The sequence below is a fragment of the Salipaludibacillus sp. HK11 genome, assembly GCF_047795645.1.
GTDB lineage: Bacteria > Bacillota > Bacilli > Bacillales > Salisediminibacteriaceae > Salipaludibacillus.
The window spans coordinates 976932-997931 of record NZ_CP181045.1 but is presented as its reverse complement, the minus strand read 5'-3'; the positions used below and the strand labels follow the sequence as shown (position 1 = coordinate 997931).

Here is a 21000-nt window from a genome sequence, read left to right as displayed (position 1 = left end):
GCGTCCTCTTTAATTTAATTCAAAACACTTCTTCCTTGATTATAATACTCTAATTGTAATAAAGCATGTGTTTTATCTATTTATATAAGTTCGCCTCTAGATAGTCGCTCGACTTGTCATTGACGTTATGTTCTAATGCAATGCCAAAACGCTCACCTGTATTTTTTCCAGGTGAGCTGGCTGATTCGCTCTTGCTGACATGTCTATTTTTAAAACAGCTTCATCTTTCCAACTCAATATCAATCATTAGATTTATACTTTTCTTTCATTCTGGTAAAGTATGAAAAACCTAGCTTTGCTAATCTACTTTTCAATAAAATAGGTGCTGGCATCTGTTCTTCTTTTCGACTATTATCGTAAGCCTGTTGACCCAAAAGCTGTTGACTGTTTATTTTCTCCTCATTATTTTTCTTCTTAACATAATGATATTTCCCTCTGGAGTCTTGTTCCCTTGCTTTCCTATTATCTTGTAACATGAGAAGTAAATTTTGATGAATTCGGCTTTTTAGTTCATTTTTCAAAAGTGGAAATAGAATTTCAATCCGATTCTCCATGTTTCTAGTCATTAGATCTGCTGATGATAAAAATACTTTCGCTTTTCCTCTATTATGAAAATAAAAAATTCTTGTATGTTCTAAGAAATTCCCCACGATGCTTCGAACAGTTATATTTTCACTAATACCTTGAATACCAGGACGTAAGCAACAAATCCCTCTTACAATTAAGTCAATTTTCACACCTGCCATCGAAGCTTCGTAGAATTTTGTTATAATTTTTTTGTCAGACAAAGAATTCATCTTAGCAATTATTCGTCCATCTCCACGTTGTTTATGAGCAAGGATTTCGTCATTAATTAACTCTAGAAAAGCCTCTCTAATAGCAAAAGGAGCAACGATCAAATGGTTATACTTCGGTTTCTCCATATAACCACTCAAATAATTAAAGAAATTAATCGCGTCTAATCCTATTTGATGATTTGAAGTGAATAAGCCTAAATCTGTATAAACTCTTGCGGTCGCATCATTGTAGTTTCCTGTGCCTAAATGGACATATCTTTTAATCTTCCCTTTTTCCTCACGAACAACCAATGTTATTTTACTGTGTGTTTTCACGTGTGTCATACCATAAATAACTTGGCAACCTGCTTTTTCTAACTCCTTCGCCCACTGGACGTTATTTTTCTCATCAAAACGCGCTTTTAGCTCGACAAGAACAGTTACTTGCTTTCCGTTCTCGGCAGCACGTTTTAAACTCTTTATGATTGGAGAATCACCACTAACCCGATACAGCGTTTGCTTAATCGCTAAGACATCTTCATCATCTGCTGCCCTAGACATAAATGAAACAACAGGCTCAAATGATTCGTAAGGATGATGAAGTAAGATATCTTTGGCTCTAATTTTATCAAAGATATTTTCATCTCCTAATAAATCTTGGGGAGTTTGCGGGATATAAGATTGTGTTGCTAAATGCTCGTGTGTCGTTTCGATTGTCTTACAGAAAGAAAAAAGAAAATTTAGATCTAATGGAGCCTGATTAAAATAAACATCCTTACTGTGAATTTCTAATTCCTCTTTTAAGTACTCAACGACCAACTGATCACTAGATTGTTCTTGCACTTCTAACCTTACAGCAGCGCCCCATTTACGTTTTTTTAATTCTTCTTCGATTTCTTGTAATAGATCGACAGCTTCATCTTCGTGGATAGTTAAGTCCGCATTTCTTGTAATTCTAAAAGAAGTTATCGATTTTATTTGATAACCCGTAAGTAATTTATGTATGAATGTAGATATAACTTCTTCTAAGAAGACAAATTCTCTAACACCTTTCTCTTTAGGCAGCTCTATTAAGCGATTGATAACTGAAGGAACTTGGACAATCACAAACTTACCACCCACAGGTAATTGTTTGTTTTTCCCGATTGATTCATCCTCAAGCACAATAGCAAGGTTTAATGACTTGCTTAATATCATTGGAAATGGTCGATAGGCATCGATTGCCATAGGGGTTAAAACTGGGAATATCTGCTCGTCAAAAATTTTTTCAAGGACAGGCAGCTCTTTAGTAGCTACCTCTTCCATTGATAAAATCTTTACCTTTTCTTTAGATAAGAGCGAGGATAAATGAAAGTATACATTGTCTTGTTTTTCCAAAAGATCATGCGTCATTTCAGAAATAGCATTAAGTTGCTCTTTAGGCGTTAGCCCTGCTTTATTCTCAGGTTTATTAAAACCTACTTTTACTTGGTCAAGTAAACCAGCAACCCTTACCATAAAAAATTCATCTAAATTAGTACTGAAAATAGCTAAAAATTTATATCTTTCTAATAAAGCGTTACTTTCATCTAACGTCTCTTCTAGTACTCTATGATTGAAATCAAGCCAGCTTAACTCTCGATTGTTATAATAAGTGGGGTTGTCTATGTTAGTAGCATCGACAACTTCCTCTTTCATTTCCAATGGTCTTCAACTCCTTTACTCATTATTCGACAATATATTAAAAATATCACAGCAATGTAAACTGACAGTAAATATAATATGAATTTTTTGTAAATAAGGACAAAAGAGTTCTTTACGGCGGATACCTTTTTCTATTATTATACACGCTCCAGTTGTCTATATTCCAAGAAACAGGAAAATTTACCTTTGCCTGCTTCTTAAGATCGTATTCTCAATTACTTTAGTGAGAACCTTTACTGCATCTGGAATGATTTTTTGATTAAATGTCATCCAAGGATGATGAAGACCCGGTTTAAGATCACAACCTATCGCAAGCATTGATGCCTTTAATTCAGGTCGCTTTATCGTATAAAAATGAAAATCGTCACCCCCAGTAGTTATAACTACTGGACGCAGAGATTGTGCTCCTTGCGTTTCATAAATTGCTCCTTCCATCAAACCCCGAGCATGTTCATTAATAATTGCCGCTTGCATAAAGGCATCTACTTCGATTTTTATAGAAATCTGATGATAGTCACTTAAGGATTTCACTGTTCGTTCCAATCGTTCCATCATTTCTTCAATTAGTTCATTTTGTTGAGCTCGTAAATCTAGTGAGAACGTTGCTTTTTCAGGAATTATATTCGTACTCTTTCCACCAGCATGAAAAGAGGTCATTTTCATTGAATGGGCGATGCTAGGATCGAAGTGCATGTTATTCATTGCTTGTACCAACTCCGCCCCAACTTGTATCGCATTAGTATTCAAATGAGGCCTCGCACCATGAGCATCAACCCCTTCTATGATTCCCGAAACAAAACGGGCCGCTCCATGGGATATTGCAGAAGAAAACTCACCGTCAGCCAACTCTTGAACAGGACGCAAATGCATCCCGTATAAGTAGTCAACATCATCAACAATTCCTTTCTCAACAAATTTCAGCGCCCCTGTCCCTTTTTCCTCTGCTGGTTGAAAAATAAATCGAACCGTTCCTTTTAATTGTTCTTTATCTTCTATTAATTTAAGAAATACACCTAAAGCAATCGTCATATGGGCATCATGACCACACGAATGATTCGCCCGAAATTTGCCATCTAAATCCTGCCACAAAGCATCAATATCTGCTCTTAATGCTATTATAGGTTTACCTTGTCCAATATCTGCGGTTAACCCTGTACAATCATCAAATGTGTTCACCTCACACCCGTATGAATTAAAAAATCCTTTTATATATTCAGTTGTGTTAACTTCCTCCCAACTCGTCTCTGGATGAGTATGGAAGTACTGAAATAATTCTTCTAATAATCGATTGTCTTGTTCACCTTTTCTCATATTTAAGAACTCCTTTCGGCATTCAAAAAGATAATATTTCAGTGAATCATCAGGAATCAGGAATCAAGAGAAATTTGACTTTCCTGTTATTGCAAAATTTGCTTAACAGTTATCAGCTAATAGTGTACGATTATTTTATATAAGAAAAGAGGTTGCGTCATGCAAAATGCGAAGAATCAGACATCACCTGAAGAAACTCACGAACAGCAAACAATGTATAAAATACTTGTTATTATCGGAATTGTTCATTTACTGAATGACTCGATACAAGCAGTTATACCGGCAATGTTCCCTATCTTAGAACAATCTATGGGCCTATCATTTACGCAATTAGGTTTGATTGCATTTGCACTCAATTTAACAGCGTCAATTATTCAACCAGTCGTAGGCTTATATACCGATAAAAAACCTTCGCCTTATGCCTTACCAATCGGGCTTTGTTTTACATTTTTAGGTGTCATCGGTCTAGCTATAGCACCATCTTTTTGGGTCATCATTCTTTCGGTAATGTTTATCGGATTAGGCTCAGCAACGTTCCACCCAGAAGGTTCTCGCGTTGCCTATATGGCCGCCGGACCAGAAGGGAAACGAGGTCTAGCTCAATCAATTTTTCAAGTTGGTGGAAATACTGGCCAAGCGTTAGCACCACTGATTACTGCATTGATTTTAGTTCCGTTAGGTCAATTCGGAGCGATTTGGTTTGCTCTTGTTGCTGCATTAGCAGTCGGCTTACTTATGTATATCGCTCGTTGGTATTCCGAGCAAATTAAGATCCGACGACTAATTGATCAAACAAAAAATAAATCAGTTGGCTCTGCAAAAAAAACGTTCACAGGGAAGAAAAACAACATTGTTCTTTTTGCTATATCATTACTTATTTTCTTAGTTTTTGCTAGATCTTGGTTTCATGCTGGAATTACCAACTTTTATGCATTTTATCTTATCGATGAATTTAGCATATCTATTCCTCAAGCACAAGTCTATATCTTTACCTTTCTAGGGGCAGGTGCAATCGGCACATTTGCTGGAGGTCCACTTGCTGACCGCTTCGGAAAAAGAAATATGATCTTCTTCTCCATGCTCGGATCTGCTCCGCTGGCATTAGTGTTACCACATGTTGGAGCAGGACTTACCTATGTACTGCTCGTCATAATAGGTTTTACTATCTTATCCAGTTTTTCGGTGACCGTCGTATATGCGCAAGAGTTAGTCCCAGGAAAAATAGGAACAGTTTCGGGCTTAGTTATAGGGTTAGCGTTCGGGATGGGAGCTCTGGGATCTGTCGCTCTTGGTTGGTTTGCAGATTTAGTCGGAATTACAAATACGATGCTTTTCATTGTAACCCTTCCTTTAATGGGAATTCTGACAATCTTCCTCCCATCGGATAAACGTTTAAAAGCAATAAATCGATAAAGAGGGCCTACTTATCAGCATAGGCCCTCTTTCTATAAATTTCTATCCTCAAAAATAAGATTCTAATTGACTCTAAAACGACGAATCGTATTTTTTAAATTATTTGCATGTCCCAATAACATTTCTGATGATGCAGCAATTTCTTCCATAACCGCTGTTTGTTCTTGTGTGGAAGAAGTTACATCCGCGGTAGCAGAAGATGTTTGTTCTGCAATAGCCGCAACGTCTTGTGAACCTTCATTCGTTTCATTAATGACCGACATTTGTTTATCAACTAGTTGCAAAATCTCTTTAATTGCAACGGCTACTTCGTTGACGGAGTCTGACATTGCTGTGATCGATTCATTTGTTTTTGTTCCTTTTTCCGCTTCCGTATTCGCAGCGTTCACTTGACCTGTAATCTGTGTAACGACTTGGGCAACCTCAGTTTGCATATTTTTAACCAATTCAGAAATGCCTTGCACTGCTTGCCCACTTTCGTCAGCGAGTTTGCGAACTTCGTCAGCAACTACCGCAAAACCCTTACCATGCTCACCCGCTCGAGCCGCTTCAATCGAAGCATTTAGTGCCAATAAATTCGTTTGTTCTGCAATCTCACCTACGAGAGAAATAATTTCGCCTACTTTACCAGCATTCGTTTCCAATCGATTAACTGCAGTTAAAGACGATTGATTATCCTCTGCCAAATGCTGAATACCATTTACCAGAGATTGGACGATTTGTTTACTTTCTTTTAAGTCCGTCACCATTTCTTTCGATAGATTGTCGGAACTTCGTGCGTGATTTTGCACTTGCAAAGCCATTTCAGAGACTTCTTCCATTTTGCCAGACGTATTGTTAATCGCAACGGCAGACCTTTCGGCGCCAGAAGAAATTTCTTCAATCGCTTGGCTAATATTTTCTGACTGCTCTGCCGCTACAACAGACGCTTCTTTCATCTCAATCACTTTTTCATTCGTAGTAGAAAAGTTAGTATCCACCTCTTGAATCATGTTTCGTAAACTACCTACCATATCGTTGTATGCAATTGCTAGAGCTTTAAGTTCATCATCTGATTTTGGTATCTTAACGTCTTCGCGAATGTCTCCGTCCGCTACTTTTCTTGCGCTCTCTTCCAATTGCTTTAAAGGTCTAATAATCATTCCAGCTCCAAAATAACCTAATACACCACACCATAAAACGCCAAGCGCAAAGGTTACAATAATAAACGCATCTCCATTCAATCCAAAGTTTTCAGCAACCAAGTCGCTTATGAAAAAAATAAATATAGCACTAGTAATATAAGTTATTGCTGCAACCGAACAAATCCCAACGACCATCTTTTTTCTAATACCAAACTTGTATTTCTTATTCTTCATCTTTGTTATCGCTCCTTATTCATCCACAAATTTTAATGTTGATTATGTAATAGTAATTTAAGACGAAAGCGCAAATACCCCAAATACATTACTTTTATACTGAGTATTATATCATATATAACGGTTGAAATTACTTTTTATTGCAATTTATTAGTATATAAATATGATAAAATTGAGTAGTTATCTACATTTATAAAAAAAGCTCATCTGGACTGTTGCTCCCCAAATGAACCTAAGTGCAAGTAATTTACAAATAAATACTTAATACCCTATTCTAACCTTTCTAATACAAAATCAGGGGTTTCATCCTTATCAAAGCCGATATATTGATGATAGTCATTTCCCCCATCAAATACAACCACATAATCTCCGTCATAATAATTTATTCCGACATTTAATAATTCTTCAATTTCATTTTTGTCAGTCGTTTCAAAAGAATCTGGAAACTTTTCGGATGCAGTAGTTGACGTATAGAGAAGCTCATCAAGCTCCATATAAATATCTTCTCCATGTGTTTGAATAACAGTTACTGAATCTATATTTTCAGATATTAACAGCGGATGTGATAAATCATTTTCAATCAGCCAAGCCATCGTCTTTTCATAATTATTACTAATCATTATATATTCATCATGTCGATTTGATTTTGTACTAAAGTATAGTTCTCCGACGTAAGGTTGTTGATCTCCTATAAGTATTTGCGACTGATTATTAGCAAGATCATCTTCGAGAAGAGCGATTAATGTATTCAATTCATTGGGATCAGAAATTCGTGTGTCATCATCTCCATAGTAATTACCATAAACCGATGCATACGTAATATCTAAATCTCGCAATTGATAAATAGGATCATAGGCTTGTTTGAATTCATCGTTATTTCTCAAGTCTTTTGTTACTTCTTTTTCAATTGATTCAGGTATTGTGTATTCTCTTCGTAACGTTTTACCATCATTAAGAGCGTAATCAATCGTTATTGTATTCCATTGATATGGATCAACTTCTTCAACGTCTTTCAAAGTTTGATGAAGTTCTATTACTTGGTCAATTGATCGCTCATCAGTCATCCGAGGCGGTACTTTATCTTCGTACTCATATGAATACGAACTATAAATTGCAACAGATGCGACATTTTCAAATAATGGAATTTTATTTTCATAAAAAGCACCACCAATGTTAACAGGGATCAACAATAAAATGATTACCACGAAGTAGCCAATGAATCCTTTCCAAGGCCATGATAGCCGAATCGCCTTTTGTAATATCATTTGTAATACTGTATAAGCAAAAAATGCACCGAGTACATAACCAAACATTGTCCACATAAAACTTCCTGCTAAAAATTCAGTAAAATATAGACCGCCAAGTAACATTGCAAAAAAAGTAAGTCCATAGAGAAAGATAGATTGCACAATCGGAAAAACAATCGACTGATCTGATGCTTCAGATGGTCGTTTCGAAAATGCCACGTAGGAGAGTATAACTAAAAACACGGCAATTAGAGTATAAATCACATACTCTAAAATCGTAAAAGATTCTGAATATAATTCCGCTAAGCGAACAAAAAATATCCCTTTTGTAAAAAGTGTGTCCGTATAAGACGTAAGTGCTAAACCCGAAATATAGTACTGAAGATTAACAAGTGTCAGCACAATCAATAGTGCTGGAACAATAATAACCGTATACGTTAGACCTCCGTGAAGAAAGCCATTTCCAACAAAGATTCCAATCGTGACCGTTACGATAAATAGAAACAAAAGAATCAATGTAGAAAGTCCCATCCATTTGAACAAATCACCGAATGAGTAGAATGGTGTCTCAATAACAAACCTTAATACACCTAACACAATTCCTGTCAGCGCTATTGGTGATAACAGCGCAACAACTCCAGCTAAGTACGTATTCGTTAAGATCGTTTGGCGAGTAAACGGCAGACTGTGCATAAAATAGGTTGCCTCTTTTTTTGTCGTAAAATTAAGTAATACTATCCCAAGAAGTACTGGAAAAATTGCAAAAACTATCAATTGAAATGGGAAAGAGAATTCACTTAATGTATTAAGAGCACTGTAAAAATATCTTCCTTCCTCCCCTGGATAACGAATTTCTCCAACAAGAATGCTAATTGGAAGCATGACAAACAGTAACAATGTCAAAAGGATACTGAACCAAGTGACCGTTCGTAATTGAAGGGTAAATAATGCTTTATTCCACAATAAGATTGTCGATTTCATAGCCAACACCTCCTAATTCATAAATAAAGATTTCTTCTAGTGTCAAAGGTAACATATCAACAACTGCCGGATTTAATTGATTAACCTTAAAGAGAATCTCGTCTTTTTGTCCCTTCACAATCAAACACACAATACTCCCTTTTAACTCATAATGTAATAAATCCAAACCTTTAGTAAGTTTTTCTTTATTAGGGATCTTTTTAAAAGCAATTTGTAATTTATGAATATCCGTGCGTAATTCATCTAAATCACGTTCAAACAATAAAGATCCTTCATGAAGAACTCCGACAAAATCACAGAAATCTTCCATTTCACGTAAGTTATGCGATGAAACGATCAAAGTTAACTCACGGTCAGCAACGTCCTGCATGATCAGGTTTTTCATTTGTTGACGAATGACTGGATCAAGTCCATCAAATGGTTCATCAAGAATCATGACATCTGGCATCGTTGACAATGTCAAAATAAAAGCAGCTTGACGTTGCATTCCCTTTGACATACGATTCAATCGTTTCTTCGGGTCCATCCTAAAATGTTTCGTTAATTGTTCATACCTTTTCCTGTTCCATCGTTCATAGACTCCTGCATAGAAACTTGCCATGTCATGAAGCGTTGCTAGATTTAAAAAATATGGATGATCAGATATAAAAAGAACTGTTTGTTTCGTGCTCGTTTGTTCATAAATAGGTTGATCATTCACTGTCACATTGCCATTATCTGGCTTGTAAACACCTGCAATAATCTTTAGGAAAGTTGATTTACCAGCCCCGTTTGAGCCAAGCAATCCATAAATAGATCCTCTGCGTACATGAATAGATAAATCTCTAACTGCTTGAAGGTCATCAAACCTCTTATTTACTTCTTCTGCTTTAATCATTTTCTCTTTTCCTCTCTTTCTCGTTTAGACGATTTACCCAATCAATTAGTTCTTGTTTCGATCCACCTAAAAATAAGAATTCATCGACACTTTTTTCAATATCTTTTCTAAGTGAGTTAAGCTTTTCCTTATTGGCATTCAATTCAAGAGGAGCAACAAAACTTCCTTTGCCTGGAATCGTATAAATGAAACCTTCATTTTCTAATTCACGATAAGACTTTTGAATTGTGTTCGGATTTATCGTTAATTCTTGAGCAAGGCTCCTAACAGAAGGTAATTGTTCGTCTTTTTGAAGTATTTCATGAATCATCATCGTCTTTAATTGTTCCATAAGCTGTTCATAAATAGCGACTCTACTTCGTGTGTCTAGCTTAAACATTTCCAAACCTCCTTCACCTATAATGCACTTCGACTGTATTATATATGATAATACGGATAATACGAAAAATCAACCTTTATTTTCCATATTTAAATCCACATTCTCTAAATGAGAATGTGGTTACAATGGGGAAGCGTAGGGACGGTTCTTTTGCTTCCACTCTTAGTCAAAATTGTCGTTATCCATTACCTAAAACTAATCGAATTCCAAATCAACTTCTATGGTTTTAACCCACCCTGCATCCAACCCCAAATTCACACCAAATATTTCAAAGCCCCGGTAGACATAACTTAAATAGACTGGATCTTCAGAATTTAATCCTTCAGCGACATCCATATATACTTCCATTCTATATTCATCAGCTTTTATAGGAATAAAGATGCCAGTAAAATTGTATGACTCACCATCACTATCATCAAGCAAGCCTTTTTCTTGGAATTCTATTTCAAGCAACCTCTCTTCTTCGCCATGAACCCCTAAATTGTCGGGCTTATAGAAACCTTCTTCCTGCGACGGATCGAACTCAATAGTAGCCATTTTACCTTGAATAAAAGGAAATAGCGAACCAGATTCATACATTTCTTTATCTATGAAAATTTCCATCACATATTCTCTATTGATTTTTTCATTTTCATTATATTTTAAAGTAGCTTCTAAAAACAAGTCGTCACTTGTTGGTCTATTTTGCCTTTCGCTAATATACAAAAATGCTAAAACCATCAGAAGAACAGAGACGACTCCTACCCCCAACACCCGAATATTCATTGATTCCCCACCTTTTCTTATAATCACACTAAATCATAAACTAAATAACTTAAAACAGGTGGAGATAATGGTTATAAGTTAGAACAATTTCCCAGTATTTTTTCCGAGTGATTTTGCCTCACTCACGATGTCTATGTCAATGCCTTTATCTATTTTTCGAGCACTTGTCTTTATAAAGATATAAGCGACTCCAAATGATACGATAAGCATAACAATCATTCCGATTACTACTGCAAAAATTAGATTAGATTCTTTCCACGATAGAATTGTGAAAACAACGGTTGCTATTAACCCTATAAAACCTTCAGCTTGTTCGCTTATTTCTTGCACGAACTCATTAGCTGCAACTGGTATAACTAATAGCACATAAGGAATTAATGAAAAAATCAGATAAAGATAAGAAGCAATAAATAAAATCAAACTTGTACTAAATTTAAGTCGATTTTGTGGGTTCGTCGGATTATATTTAGCTCCTATTGTTCCTAAGTATATTCCTATCCCACTAATACCAACCGTAATTACAGCTTTCATCGCTATCCCGCTAATAATTTGCAGTATCGTCCAACTTAGGAAAACACCGATGATAATTTCAATAGTAGTTAACATCACAAAGGGAATCAACCAACTAATCCACAGTTTCCCAAGCGATATAGTCGTTCCAGAAAGTGGGAGTATTCGTAATATCCATACTGAAGTTGCTTCTCTGGCAATGCTTGAACTTGCAATTTGCCCATTAAACATTGCATACATAAATAGTAATATCACTTGTGCCACTGGCCAAGAAACTTCATTCGATCCCTGTAAATCAGATAATTCCCCACCACTTGTTAGAAAACCAATGAATCCAAAAATAACAAAAAACCCTATTGGCATAAACATTAACCATTCTCGTAAATCTCGTTTAATGGCGTACCATTCTTTTTTTCCGATTGCAATAATTGGATGATGAAGATTTGCACCTGTTTTCTTCGTATTAACAGAGGCTTTTTTCTTTTTCCTACTCCCTTCACTTAAACGAATCCAACCAGTTCGAAAGCCCTTTTCGACGAGAGTTGAGGCAAGTAGAACACTAGTTATTGCTAAAAGAACAATCAATATAAATGGAATAATAAAATCTATTGAACCCATCATTGCAAATGTAGTCGCATTACTCGCCCATGTTACAGGTAGCCAAGTTGGAAACAAAGGTAGCCCTTCGAAAATTAATTCTGTTAAAGGACGATCATTTGCAAACGATGGGATCATAAACATTAGATATACAAATAAGCCTGAAAATATACTCATAACCGTCATAAATTCATTTGCCTTACTCGCTGGGACAATTTGGATCAAGATAAGATTAAATAAATACGCAAGCGATAACCCTATTACAATAATCGACAAAAGCACAGCGATGACAACCGGATAGAATAGTAGACTTGCCTCCATTAAAACACCATATATAAATAGCGGAACCAGAGAGAAAATCATGATCATGATTGGGGTGCCAACGAAACTTTGAATATATTTCATCCAAAAAATATGACTGGTACGAATGGGCATCGTAAACAACAAGTTTAAATCAGTAGCGGCATATAGTTGTTTGAATACTTGAGGCAACCCTATTAGAATAATGATTCCAATCACTGCCAAGAAACTATAGGACAATAACCCTGATAAAATAGGTCCAGTTACGATTTCTCCATATGCTATGACTCCTCTAGAGATAAAGTATAAAATTACAGCTAATACAACAATCATAATTCCATAGCTAACGTAGTTTTTCTTAGGCTGCGTTTTTATCGTATTAACAAAAATTTTCCACTGGTTTTTTAGTAAGACGTTGATCATTTCGGATCACCATCAGCAGAAATCTCATTGATTAATTCCTGTTCATCCTCGCCACCAGTTAACTGTAGGAAAATATCCTCTAAACTTTGAGCAGTATTTCCGTTACCACTTCGTAATTCATCCATCGTACCTAAAGCTATAATATCGCCATCTAGAATGATTCCAACCCTATCGCACATCTCCTCAGCTATTTCAAGAATGTGCGTCGAGAAAAATGCTGTCATTCCATTATCGCAGAGTTTCCGAAGCAAATTTTTCAAATTTCTAGCGCTTTTCGGATCTAACCCTACGGTTGGTTCGTCAAGAAATAGTACATCAGGTTCATGAACCAGAGCACCGCAAATCGCTATTTTCTGTTTCATTCCATGGGAATAACTTTCAATTAAATTATTTGCTTGTTCTGTCAGACTAAACGTATGTAATAACTCTTTTGCTTTAACTTCAAATCTATCTTCTGGAATTTTAAATACAGAAGCGACAAATTCTAAATAATTCCACCCTGTTAGCTTAGGATACAGATTTGGCTGGTCAGGGACATAAGCAATTTTCTGTTTCCCTTCCAAAGGGCTTTTCCAAATATCAATTCCATATATTTCTGCGGATCCCTTCGTCGGTTCCAATAACCCTGTAAGCATTTTGATCGTTGTTGTTTTCCCAGCACCATTAGGCCCAAGAAATCCGAACATTTCCCCTTTATACACATCAAGATTAATTGATTTTACTGCATAGTGTTTTCCATATGACTTCGCTAAATTCGTGAGCTTTATCGCTGTGTTTATCATTGGTCCCCTCCTAAATTATTTTGAAATGATAATACATGTTACGATAAATCTCCTAATAAGTTTCATAATAAAGTCAACGCAACACCCAGTTTAGGCCCTGCGTTTTTTTGTAAAGATTGCGATCTATGTCTGGCTTTTTGGAAATAAGAGAATTCCGCTTCCACTTCCGCCAGATTAAGTCAACTTATAATATCGATCATCAAGATTTAGTGAACCTATATGCGTGGCTTGACCTCTGCTTACGAGTAAGTCCAAATAAAAACAGACAGACACATAAATTTTAGGTCTCTCGGAATACGTATATCTTCCTTTTGGTGCACTGTTGTTTTTAATCAGTAATTCACAAATTACTCTGGCACTTGTAACGCCATCTTCCAAGTAGCCAATAACAGCATCCCTGTATTTAGGTGCAAGGACGTACATCTGCAAATCTTTCTCATTTTTTGGCGCTGGCATCTCTTCTTCACTAAATAAATTTATCGGATCAGGCTCCTGCGCTTCATAAAAAGATTGCGAAGCAGGGATCGTTTCTTCTTTTATTTCTTCCGTCACCTCTCTTCGTGGAATCTCTTCACCTACATGTCTCAACCTATGTATTTGTCGGTCCAACAACGGAACATTCACATCAAGATGTTTTTGAATATCTTTAGGAAAAGTATAATCTTCTGGGATGTTAGGTAATGATTCATTAAGACTCCAGCCTTGATGAAGTTTCACTAACAGATCGTCCATTTCATAATCGATCTTCTGGAATCCGCTTTTAATATCTTTCACAATTTCAGCAGGTAGACCTGTATGTTCTTCAAAGTGAGTGATGCCAAACGTTCGTTGCTCTTTCGTGCGATTGTGTTTGACTACATATTGATAACGCAGAGGTCGTCCACATTCACAAGGCGTTTCCGCATTCACATAGCCGTTATCAATGTAATCCTCCAGCACCCATTCTTCTAACAGATGCTCAATTTCTTCGCTATCAGTGTCCTCTGGAAGAACGATTCCTTTATCTTTCGCCATAAAGTTTGCAAACGTCGTTTTCTTTCCCCGTCTTACATGGTTTTGAATAAAATCTTTTTGCTCTGCGTCCAAACCTTTCATATAATCATCTCGTTCTTCTTTTGTTAAGATTTGCTTCATCGCTGATCATCCTTATTAATAATTTCTGATTCAAATAGAATTCTAATAAATTATAACATTTTATCGGTTTATAAAATCATATCTGTTATAATAACATACGTCTAAAAATTTATTTAGGAGTGATATACATGGCAGATTCGAAAGCTAAGAAATTACGAAACAAATTAGTCCGCGAAGGACGAAGAAATCCAGTTCGAGACCGTAGTCCATTTTCACACGTCGATATGGGAACAAAAGTAACAAAAACGAAAAAGGATTACATCTACCAAACAAAATATAAAAAAGCCTCATTCCACGACAGCAATGGAAATGAGGCTTTTTTATATTATCCGATTATCAACATCCGTAATTCATTAAATCCCCTTACTTTCTTCCAAACTACCGATGTTTTTCACTAGTTTTTTGACGAGGTCTTCCTCCATTATTGCTTGGCCTTTTAGTGGAAATAGCTCAATAACTTCTAGAGCTTCATTCGCAAGTCGTCGAGCCTCCCCAGTATTATTATTCATGTAAAATTCGTAATAAGCTTTCACTCTTAGACCGTTACAATCCTGATCTTTCTGAAGTGTCTTTCCTGATTTTTCATAATACAGTTTTGCTTTTTCATCATCCCCTGTTAAACATCCAACAAAGCAAAGATCGTAATAGATCGCCGGTTGCATGAGTGGAGGGAAAATTTCAACATTTTGTTCCATAATATCAGCATTGGTTATAATTTTCTCCATGTTTGGTTCATCTATCGCCTTTATAAACTCATAGTAAAATAGAGTCACACTATAAAGATCTAAGTTCTCTACGTTACCATCCAAAGAAATAGGAAGCTCTTTCGGACGAACACCAACCGAAAGCAAGGAAGCAATTTTATTCACTTCAATAAGTCGTTCAGCAAACGGTCTCCCGAGAATAATCCCCCAAATTAATTTTCCATCTGTTGATAATTGCTGGCTCATAAAAGGAACTAAGTTAACTACGGCAAGCAGTAACGCCGATCCTCCTAGAAAATATAGAAACAACAGGAATATAATTGGTCCATTAACTAGAGAAGCAATCAAGAATGAAACGATACCAGTAAGAACATTCAAAACAATGCCGCCTGAATAATAGGCAAGGTCCTTCCATTTCCCTTGGTTATTCACAGGAGGTATCATCATGCATAGTCCAGAGTAACCTTCATTTTTTTTGAATGCGAACTTCATTTTCCCGTTCTCATAATCCCAAGAGAATAACCCCACTCTAAAAGATAGTAAACGATATCCTGACAATTTACCGAACAAAAAATGACCAAATTCATGGAGATTAATATTCAGAAACCAACCTACAATAACTAAACTGACTAATAAGATCCATTCGACTAACGAAAAATCGAAAGAAGGCAGATTTTCTACTATGTAACTCATACCAAATACGCCAAAAGCAACACCGATAATAAATTGAATAAGGATTGGAAAAAATGACGATATTTTCTTTTTCAGACGTTTCGATTCACTTGTTGGCATAATTATTCCTCATTTCTTTCTAAATTAATTTCATTATTCGTTTCATAGCCTTCAACACAATTTTATCAGACATTTGCTTACAAAATTTATGTATCAACCATATTGCTCTTACTCATTTATAAAAAAATATATATCATGTGAAAGAAAATCATTTACGATCATTTTATCCTACTTTACAATATGATTCTATAAAATGTTAAATATTTCTATATATATACGTAAAATGCATTTGCAACATAATCAGACAACATTTGGTTATGAGGGTTAATTATTCATGCTAATATAGTTATAAGAGATTTATTCAGTTTTTTAAAAGTGACCGGAAATCATCCAAGGAGTGTTAATAACATGCGCTATTCTTTTTGTCCTAAATGCGGTGGAAAATTAGAAGAAAAGATCGTAAATCATCCTGTTTGCTCAAACTGTAGCTTTATTTTTCACCAAAATCCGATCGTAGGTGTTGCAGCGATTGTGTTGAAGAATAAACAGGTTTTGCTCGGCATGAGAAATATAAGTTATCGAGATAAATGGTGTATCCCATGCGGCTATGTCGAATACGACGAAGACATAAGAACTGCGGCAAGACGCGAGTTCCTTGAAGAAACAGGACTCCACATTCAAGTAAAGAAAATTTATGATGTTCATTCTAATTTTCATAATCCTGCACAGCACACTGTTGGCACTTGGTTTCTTGGAGAAATTGAGGGGGGCGAACTTTCAGCAAACGATGATTTAAGCGAGGTTAATTATTTCACTTACGACAATCTACCTAAGCTCGCGTTCGAAACAGATCAGTTTGTGTTAGATAGACTAAGAAGAGAAGGGTTCTTGTAAAAAAGCACCTCCACCATTGCAATACCAATGATATGAGGTGCTAAAAATATTATTCTAAAAATTCATGACTATCAATTTGTGTAACTACTTTCTTTTCTTCTAACCAACGTGACGTTGCAATCGTTGGATTCCAGAAGAATAACGCTCCCTCTACAAAATCCGTTCCTTCCAAAGCTTCTTGTACAGCTTCCTTGGTTTCTGCATCAGGATTGTTGTTAATAGTTCCGCTTGCAATTGGTTCAAATTGTCTTTCTTCCATGATTACTTCATTCACACTATTTGGAAAGTCATTACTGTCTACACGATTAAACACAACTTCTGCCACAGCTACCTTGCCTTTATATTCTTGGCCACGAGCTTCTGCGTGCACTAGTCGTTCTATAAGATCTCGGTCATTGGCATTTAATGCCGTTCTTTGAGAATCTGTCAAATTGTTGTTACTGGTATAACCACCTACTAGGTTAATAGTCGAACCAGTTATCACCAAATTCTCTTCTAAATCAGGATTATAACTATAAAGATCCTCCAATTCAACACCAAAACGCTTCCCAATATAGCTTAACGCATCGCCTTCACTGACTTTATAAGTTTCGAAAGGAGGTTCGTCATAATATTCATAAGCATTTACAGTACCGGCATATATTCCTAGCATTATCATCGAGGATAAAAATGTCACCATATATTTCTTCAAAATACATCTTCCTTTCCTTAGTGATTTCACAATTAATGTCCACGTTAAAGCAAAAAGCACTCAATTGTAACCGGGAAATTATTCCTTCTGAAACTAATATTAATTTGGGTGGAATTATCCCTTCTGAACAAAAAATGGTTGATCGGACAAAGTATGCCCAATCAACCATTATCAAATAATTATAGTTTCGTCAGATATCTTTCTCTCTGAACAAAATACGCCCATTCCTTATAACCAATTTCTTTTAACTTTTTTCTTACTAGCTCAAAATCATCCGCTATTCTCTGCGGAGTATGAGCGTCTGATCCAAATGTTACGTGAACCTTGTGAAAAAGCGCTCTTTCTAATATTTCTTGAGAGGGATACCAACCTCCACAATCCTTTGTTTTTCCTGACGTATTAATTTCTACCGCAATGTCTTTTTCACCAATAATTTTCAAAGTATGATCGATCACATCCGTCTTAATATCAGAGAACTCTGGGTAAAATCCTTTCATTGCATCTATATGACCAAGTATTTGAAACATATTGCTTTTGGCTGATTTTTCAATTAATGAATAGTAATTTTCTTTTACTTTGATTTGCTGCGCAGTTGTTAACCCTTCCCAGCGCCCTTTATTAAATATATTAATATCATCAACATAATGAACTGATCCAATAATATAATCAAAAGGATATGCCGAAAATTGGTCGCGATACAGTTCTTGATAATTCGGGAAATAATCGCTCTCGATTCCTAATAACACATGAATTTTATCTTGATATTTTTGCTTCAAATCAAGTACTTCAAGAATGTAGTCAGGAAATTCATTTTTACTCATCGCAATGCCAGGGTATAATTGATCTTCTTCACTATAAAAATAAGGTGAATGATCCGATATACCAATATATTGTAAACCATACTTTATAGCTTGCTTCACATAATCCTCTATTGAACCGGTTGCATGACCACATCGATAATGGTGTGTATGTAAATCAAATTTAACTAAATCAGACAATGTCATTCAATCCTCCTTGTCGAAAAAGTATTTTCATAGCTTCATTGTAATATAAGGTTAAGAAACTTGCTAATAGTTTCTATGCTTTTCAAATGTAGATATTGATAAATGAACAAACTTTAATATTGAGTTAATGTTCTAAACAACACAACATATTTCAACATAAAGTAACGATGTCTCATATTCAATATAAACCCCTGACAGCTCAGTCAAGGGTTTATCAATTATATCTTCGAATAAAGTTTTATTAGCTTTGCTCTTGGCTCCCTTAGAGAGAGGAAGCAAAAGAACCGTCCCTCTGCTTCCAGTTTATGTTGACTGGGAGGACTTGTTGGATTTCTTTTTCGTAGAGATTTTTTTGAGCGGGATTTAGCCAAATGTTAATTGTACCACTGTCTTTACTCGTTCGAATCAGACGACCAATTCCTTGTCTGAGACGAAGGATCATGTAAGGATTATCTACTTCTTCTATCGGATTTTCCGTATGTTTTCGTTTTGCTTGAAATACCGGATCATGTGGTGGGAATGGTAAAGACGCGATAATAACTTGGGATAATGATTCTCCGGGAACGTCTAATCCTTCCCATAAGTTATAGGAACAAAATACGGAAGAGACATCGTCTTGAAATTGTTTCACCAATTCGCTTATTTCACGTTTCCCTTCATAAATAATAGAAAAATCCCACGTCTGCTGATCTGCCCAATTACGAAACTGTATCATTTCTTCCTTTGAAGAAAATAGGATTAATGATTTTCCGTTTGTCTCTATTACATTGTTTTTAATCCCTTGCCATTTTTCATTATCATTTTCTTGCAGATGACCAGTGATCGTTATCTGCTTCTCATAATCAAATGGTGATTGAACTTCAAATGAATCATATTGCTCAATTCCTAAGCTATCTGCAATATACTTGAAATCACCCGCTTGAGACAAGGTTGCTGATGAAAAGATAAACGGAATCGATTGAGAAAAAACATCCTTTTTCAAGACATCTTCAACGAGACGTGGCATGATCACAAACGAGTGTTGCGATTCATTCTCTTCCAACCAAAAAACTCCTTGATTGCCTTGTAATAAAACTGTTAATCCATAAGTGAAAAATTCCAAATATTCTTCAATTATTTTCACATGATATTCATCAATTTTAAATAAGTCCGTATCAAAAACAAGTTGTTCTAATAGTAATTGTACTTTTTCATTTATCTTCGTTGCTAAGTCCATCATCGTTTTTGACCTAGGTACTTCTTTACGATTTGACCCTTCAACTAATGTAGCTGTATCAATTAATAAATCAAACCACTCATCGTGGAGAGCTAAAATATCTTCGATCAGAAATAATGATTCCTCACGCACTTCCTGACTCATATATTCAGTCAGCACTGCAGTTAATGTTTCGGAATGAAAGCGATAGGTCAATGCTTTCTGTGCAGAAAACTCTAGTAAATGTCCTTCATCAAACACGACACAACTTGCATCAGGTAATAACGGCAACTGTCCTTCCCGTTTACGAGAATCTTTCGTCCAAACATGCTCCATATAAAAATCATGGGAGCAAATGATTAAATCAGAAGATTGTTTATAATAGTCACGATTTAACGTTTGTCCACAGCGATGTCGCCAGTCACACGTGTTGCACTGTTGCAATGGATCCCAAGAGACCTTTTCCCACGTTTCATTCGGTACCCACGGATACTCTTTTCGATCACCGTAACGCTCAAATGTTTGCATCGAAGTTCCTTGATCATAAACAAAATCAGGGATTTCATCATGGACACGGAGAATATCTTCATCTTCTGTTTTGTTTGATAGTGGATCTAATTTTTTCATACAAACATATTGTTCACGTGCTTTTGCCAAGCGTACATCAAGCTTGATACCAAGTGCTTTTTCTAGTTTTTCAATATCTCCGCCATCTTTTACTAATTGCTCGATTAACGTTTCGTCCGCACAGGAAATAATAGCTGGCTTTCGTTTATATCTAGCATAACAAATCGCATAGATAAGATAAACGAATGTTTTCCCAGTACCAACGCCCGCTTCTGCAAAAATCGTTGATTTATTTTTGAAGGCTTGTTCCACTTGAAACGCCATATAAATCTGTTCATCTCGAAGTTCATAGCCTTGTTCCGGTAATATGTCGTAAAAAACATCTCCGACATATTCTCCTAGACGGTCAAAGAAATTTTCTGTTTTTGATATCGTAAATGGAAGTGATTTCGCCATTAAGAAGTAACCCCTTTTATTTCGCTTTTATCAGCTCTAATTTAATAATGCTCTTAAATTCTAATTATTTATTTTCAAAAACTTACGAAGGTCGCCTCGTATCAGGAATAAAACATACCCCCGAAAGAATCCATCATAAACTAAATGCCATCCCAAAGTAAAGGGATAGCATCATTTTATAAAAATTATGTTTACATTTAATCAAGAAAAGTAGAAAAATT

Annotated in this window: 18 protein-coding genes; 4 read left to right on the top strand and 14 right to left on the bottom strand. The window is 35.8% G+C overall.

Features of this window, described 5'->3' with window-relative positions; all coding sequences use genetic code 11:
• Positions 1–239: 239 nt before the first annotated feature.
• Both ACM26V_RS05180 and ACM26V_RS05175 read right to left on the bottom strand, forming a co-directional pair.
• A complete protein-coding gene (locus ACM26V_RS05180; protein WP_416151791.1) occupies positions 240–2453 on the bottom strand; it encodes an RNA degradosome polyphosphate kinase in 2214 nt (737 codons plus the stop codon).
• 186 nt (positions 2454–2639) lie between these two features.
• A complete protein-coding gene (locus ACM26V_RS05175; protein WP_416150375.1) occupies positions 2640–3770 on the bottom strand; it encodes a M20 peptidase aminoacylase family protein in 1131 nt (376 codons plus the stop codon).
• Positions 3771–3929: 159 nt separating this feature from the next.
• Between ACM26V_RS05175 and ACM26V_RS05170 the strand changes: the two genes are divergently transcribed.
• Entirely contained in the window at positions 3930–5183 is a 1254-nt protein-coding gene (locus tag ACM26V_RS05170; protein ID WP_416150374.1) for an MFS transporter, read from the top strand.
• 62 nt (positions 5184–5245) lie between these two features.
• Here the strand turns inward: ACM26V_RS05170 and ACM26V_RS05165 are convergent, their stop codons facing one another.
• From ACM26V_RS05165 to ACM26V_RS05130, 8 genes are all read right to left on the bottom strand, one after another.
• The gene (locus ACM26V_RS05165) at positions 5246–6541 is read right to left on the bottom strand and encodes a methyl-accepting chemotaxis protein (protein WP_416150373.1); all 1296 of its coding nucleotides are present in this window, start codon (positions 6539–6541) and stop codon (positions 5246–5248) included.
• A 269-nt stretch (positions 6542–6810) separates the two neighbouring features.
• A complete protein-coding gene (locus tag ACM26V_RS05160; protein WP_416150372.1) occupies positions 6811–8769 on the bottom strand; it encodes a hypothetical protein in 1959 nt (652 codons plus the stop codon).
• Positions 8741–9646, bottom strand: a complete 906-nt coding sequence (locus tag ACM26V_RS05155) for an ABC transporter ATP-binding protein (protein WP_416150371.1) — start codon at positions 9644–9646, stop codon at positions 8741–8743. Before ACM26V_RS05155 ends, ACM26V_RS05160 begins: the two co-directional genes overlap by 29 nt.
• Positions 9639–10025 carry a GntR family transcriptional regulator gene (locus ACM26V_RS05150; protein ID WP_416150370.1) on the bottom strand — a complete coding sequence of 129 codons (387 nt, stop codon included), beginning with the start codon at positions 10023–10025 and terminating at the stop codon, positions 9639–9641. Before ACM26V_RS05150 ends, ACM26V_RS05155 begins: the two co-directional genes overlap by 8 nt.
• Positions 10026–10220: 195 nt before the next feature.
• Positions 10221–10790: a hypothetical protein gene (locus tag ACM26V_RS05145; protein WP_416150369.1), complete on the bottom strand. Its 570-nt coding sequence runs from the start codon at positions 10788–10790 to the stop codon at positions 10221–10223.
• A gap of 78 nt (positions 10791–10868) precedes the next feature.
• A complete protein-coding gene (locus ACM26V_RS05140; protein WP_416150368.1) occupies positions 10869–12620 on the bottom strand; it encodes a putative ABC transporter permease subunit in 1752 nt (583 codons plus the stop codon).
• Complete coding sequence (locus ACM26V_RS05135) at positions 12617–13402, bottom strand: ABC transporter ATP-binding protein (protein WP_416150367.1); 786 nt, start codon at positions 13400–13402, stop codon at positions 12617–12619. Before ACM26V_RS05135 ends, ACM26V_RS05140 begins: the two co-directional genes overlap by 4 nt.
• A 174-nt stretch (positions 13403–13576) precedes the next feature.
• On the bottom strand, positions 13577–14536 hold the full coding sequence (locus ACM26V_RS05130) for a DUF3895 domain-containing protein (protein WP_416150366.1): 960 nt from the start codon (positions 14534–14536) through the stop codon (positions 13577–13579).
• Between the two features lie 128 nt (positions 14537–14664).
• On the opposite strand from ACM26V_RS05130, the gene ACM26V_RS05125 reads away from it, so the two are divergent.
• Complete coding sequence (locus ACM26V_RS05125) at positions 14665–14934, top strand: hypothetical protein (RefSeq protein ID WP_416150365.1); 270 nt, start codon at positions 14665–14667, stop codon at positions 14932–14934.
• On the opposite strand, the gene ACM26V_RS05120 is transcribed toward ACM26V_RS05125, so the two are convergent.
• Positions 14890–16032 carry a M50 family metallopeptidase gene (locus ACM26V_RS05120; RefSeq protein WP_416150364.1) on the bottom strand — a complete coding sequence of 381 codons (1143 nt, stop codon included), beginning with the start codon at positions 16030–16032 and terminating at the stop codon, positions 14890–14892. The genes ACM26V_RS05125 and ACM26V_RS05120 overlap by 45 nt on opposite strands.
• A gap of 348 nt (positions 16033–16380) precedes the next feature.
• Between ACM26V_RS05120 and ACM26V_RS05115 the strand changes: the two genes are divergently transcribed.
• Complete coding sequence (locus tag ACM26V_RS05115) at positions 16381–16866, top strand: NUDIX domain-containing protein (RefSeq protein ID WP_416150363.1); 486 nt, start codon at positions 16381–16383, stop codon at positions 16864–16866.
• A 49-nt stretch (positions 16867–16915) separates the two neighbouring features.
• Here ACM26V_RS05115 and ACM26V_RS05110 read toward each other — a convergent pair whose 3' ends face one another.
• Complete coding sequence (locus ACM26V_RS05110) at positions 16916–17557, bottom strand: cell wall hydrolase (RefSeq protein WP_416150362.1); 642 nt, start codon at positions 17555–17557, stop codon at positions 16916–16918.
• A gap of 35 nt (positions 17558–17592) precedes the next feature.
• On the opposite strand from ACM26V_RS05110, the gene ACM26V_RS05105 reads away from it, so the two are divergent.
• A complete protein-coding gene (locus tag ACM26V_RS05105; protein WP_416150361.1) occupies positions 17593–17736 on the top strand; it encodes a hypothetical protein in 144 nt (47 codons plus the stop codon).
• Here the strand turns inward: ACM26V_RS05105 and ACM26V_RS05100 are convergent, their stop codons facing one another.
• Together ACM26V_RS05100 and ACM26V_RS05095 are read right to left on the bottom strand one after the other, a co-directional pair.
• Positions 17737–18561: a histidinol-phosphatase gene (locus tag ACM26V_RS05100; RefSeq protein WP_416150360.1), complete on the bottom strand. Its 825-nt coding sequence runs from the start codon at positions 18559–18561 to the stop codon at positions 17737–17739.
• Between the two features lie 262 nt (positions 18562–18823).
• Positions 18824–20779 carry an ATP-dependent DNA helicase gene (locus ACM26V_RS05095; protein WP_416150359.1) on the bottom strand — a complete coding sequence of 652 codons (1956 nt, stop codon included), beginning with the start codon at positions 20777–20779 and terminating at the stop codon, positions 18824–18826.
• Positions 20780–21000 lie beyond the last annotated feature (221 nt).

What these genes read in the sequence shown, in the direction of transcription:
- ACM26V_RS05145 (WP_416150369.1), bottom strand. Translation starts at nt 10,790, where the DNA reads ATGAATATTCGGGTGTTGGGGGTAGGAGTCGTCTCTGTTCTTCTGATG.
- ACM26V_RS05140 (WP_416150368.1), bottom strand. Translation starts at nt 12,620, where the DNA reads ATGATCAACGTCTTACTAAAAAACCAGTGGAAAATTTTTGTTAATACG.
- ACM26V_RS05155 (WP_416150371.1), bottom strand. Translation starts at nt 9,646, where the DNA reads ATGATTAAAGCAGAAGAAGTAAATAAGAGGTTTGATGACCTTCAAGCA.
- ACM26V_RS05130 (WP_416150366.1), bottom strand. Translation starts at nt 14,536, where the DNA reads ATGAAGCAAATCTTAACAAAAGAAGAACGAGATGATTATATGAAAGGT.
- ACM26V_RS05180 (WP_416151791.1), bottom strand. Translation starts at nt 2,453, where the DNA reads ATGAAAGAGGAAGTTGTCGATGCTACTAACATAGACAACCCCACTTAT.
- ACM26V_RS05120 (WP_416150364.1), bottom strand. Translation starts at nt 16,032, where the DNA reads ATGCCAACAAGTGAATCGAAACGTCTGAAAAAGAAAATATCGTCATTT.
- ACM26V_RS05170 (WP_416150374.1), top strand. Translation starts at nt 3,930, where the DNA reads ATGCAAAATGCGAAGAATCAGACATCACCTGAAGAAACTCACGAACAG.
- ACM26V_RS05100 (WP_416150360.1), bottom strand. Translation starts at nt 18,561, where the DNA reads ATGACATTGTCTGATTTAGTTAAATTTGATTTACATACACACCATTAT.
- ACM26V_RS05105 (WP_416150361.1), top strand. Translation starts at nt 17,593, where the DNA reads ATGTCCACGTTAAAGCAAAAAGCACTCAATTGTAACCGGGAAATTATT.
- ACM26V_RS05175 (WP_416150375.1), bottom strand. Translation starts at nt 3,770, where the DNA reads ATGAGAAAAGGTGAACAAGACAATCGATTATTAGAAGAATTATTTCAG.
- ACM26V_RS05150 (WP_416150370.1), bottom strand. Translation starts at nt 10,025, where the DNA reads ATGTTTAAGCTAGACACACGAAGTAGAGTCGCTATTTATGAACAGCTT.
- ACM26V_RS05165 (WP_416150373.1), bottom strand. Translation starts at nt 6,541, where the DNA reads ATGAAGAATAAGAAATACAAGTTTGGTATTAGAAAAAAGATGGTCGTT.
- ACM26V_RS05160 (WP_416150372.1), bottom strand. Translation starts at nt 8,769, where the DNA reads ATGAAATCGACAATCTTATTGTGGAATAAAGCATTATTTACCCTTCAA.
- ACM26V_RS05125 (WP_416150365.1), top strand. Translation starts at nt 14,665, where the DNA reads ATGGCAGATTCGAAAGCTAAGAAATTACGAAACAAATTAGTCCGCGAA.
- ACM26V_RS05095 (WP_416150359.1), bottom strand. Translation starts at nt 20,779, where the DNA reads ATGGCGAAATCACTTCCATTTACGATATCAAAAACAGAAAATTTCTTT.
- ACM26V_RS05115 (WP_416150363.1), top strand. Translation starts at nt 16,381, where the DNA reads ATGCGCTATTCTTTTTGTCCTAAATGCGGTGGAAAATTAGAAGAAAAG.
- ACM26V_RS05135 (WP_416150367.1), bottom strand. Translation starts at nt 13,402, where the DNA reads ATGATAAACACAGCGATAAAGCTCACGAATTTAGCGAAGTCATATGGA.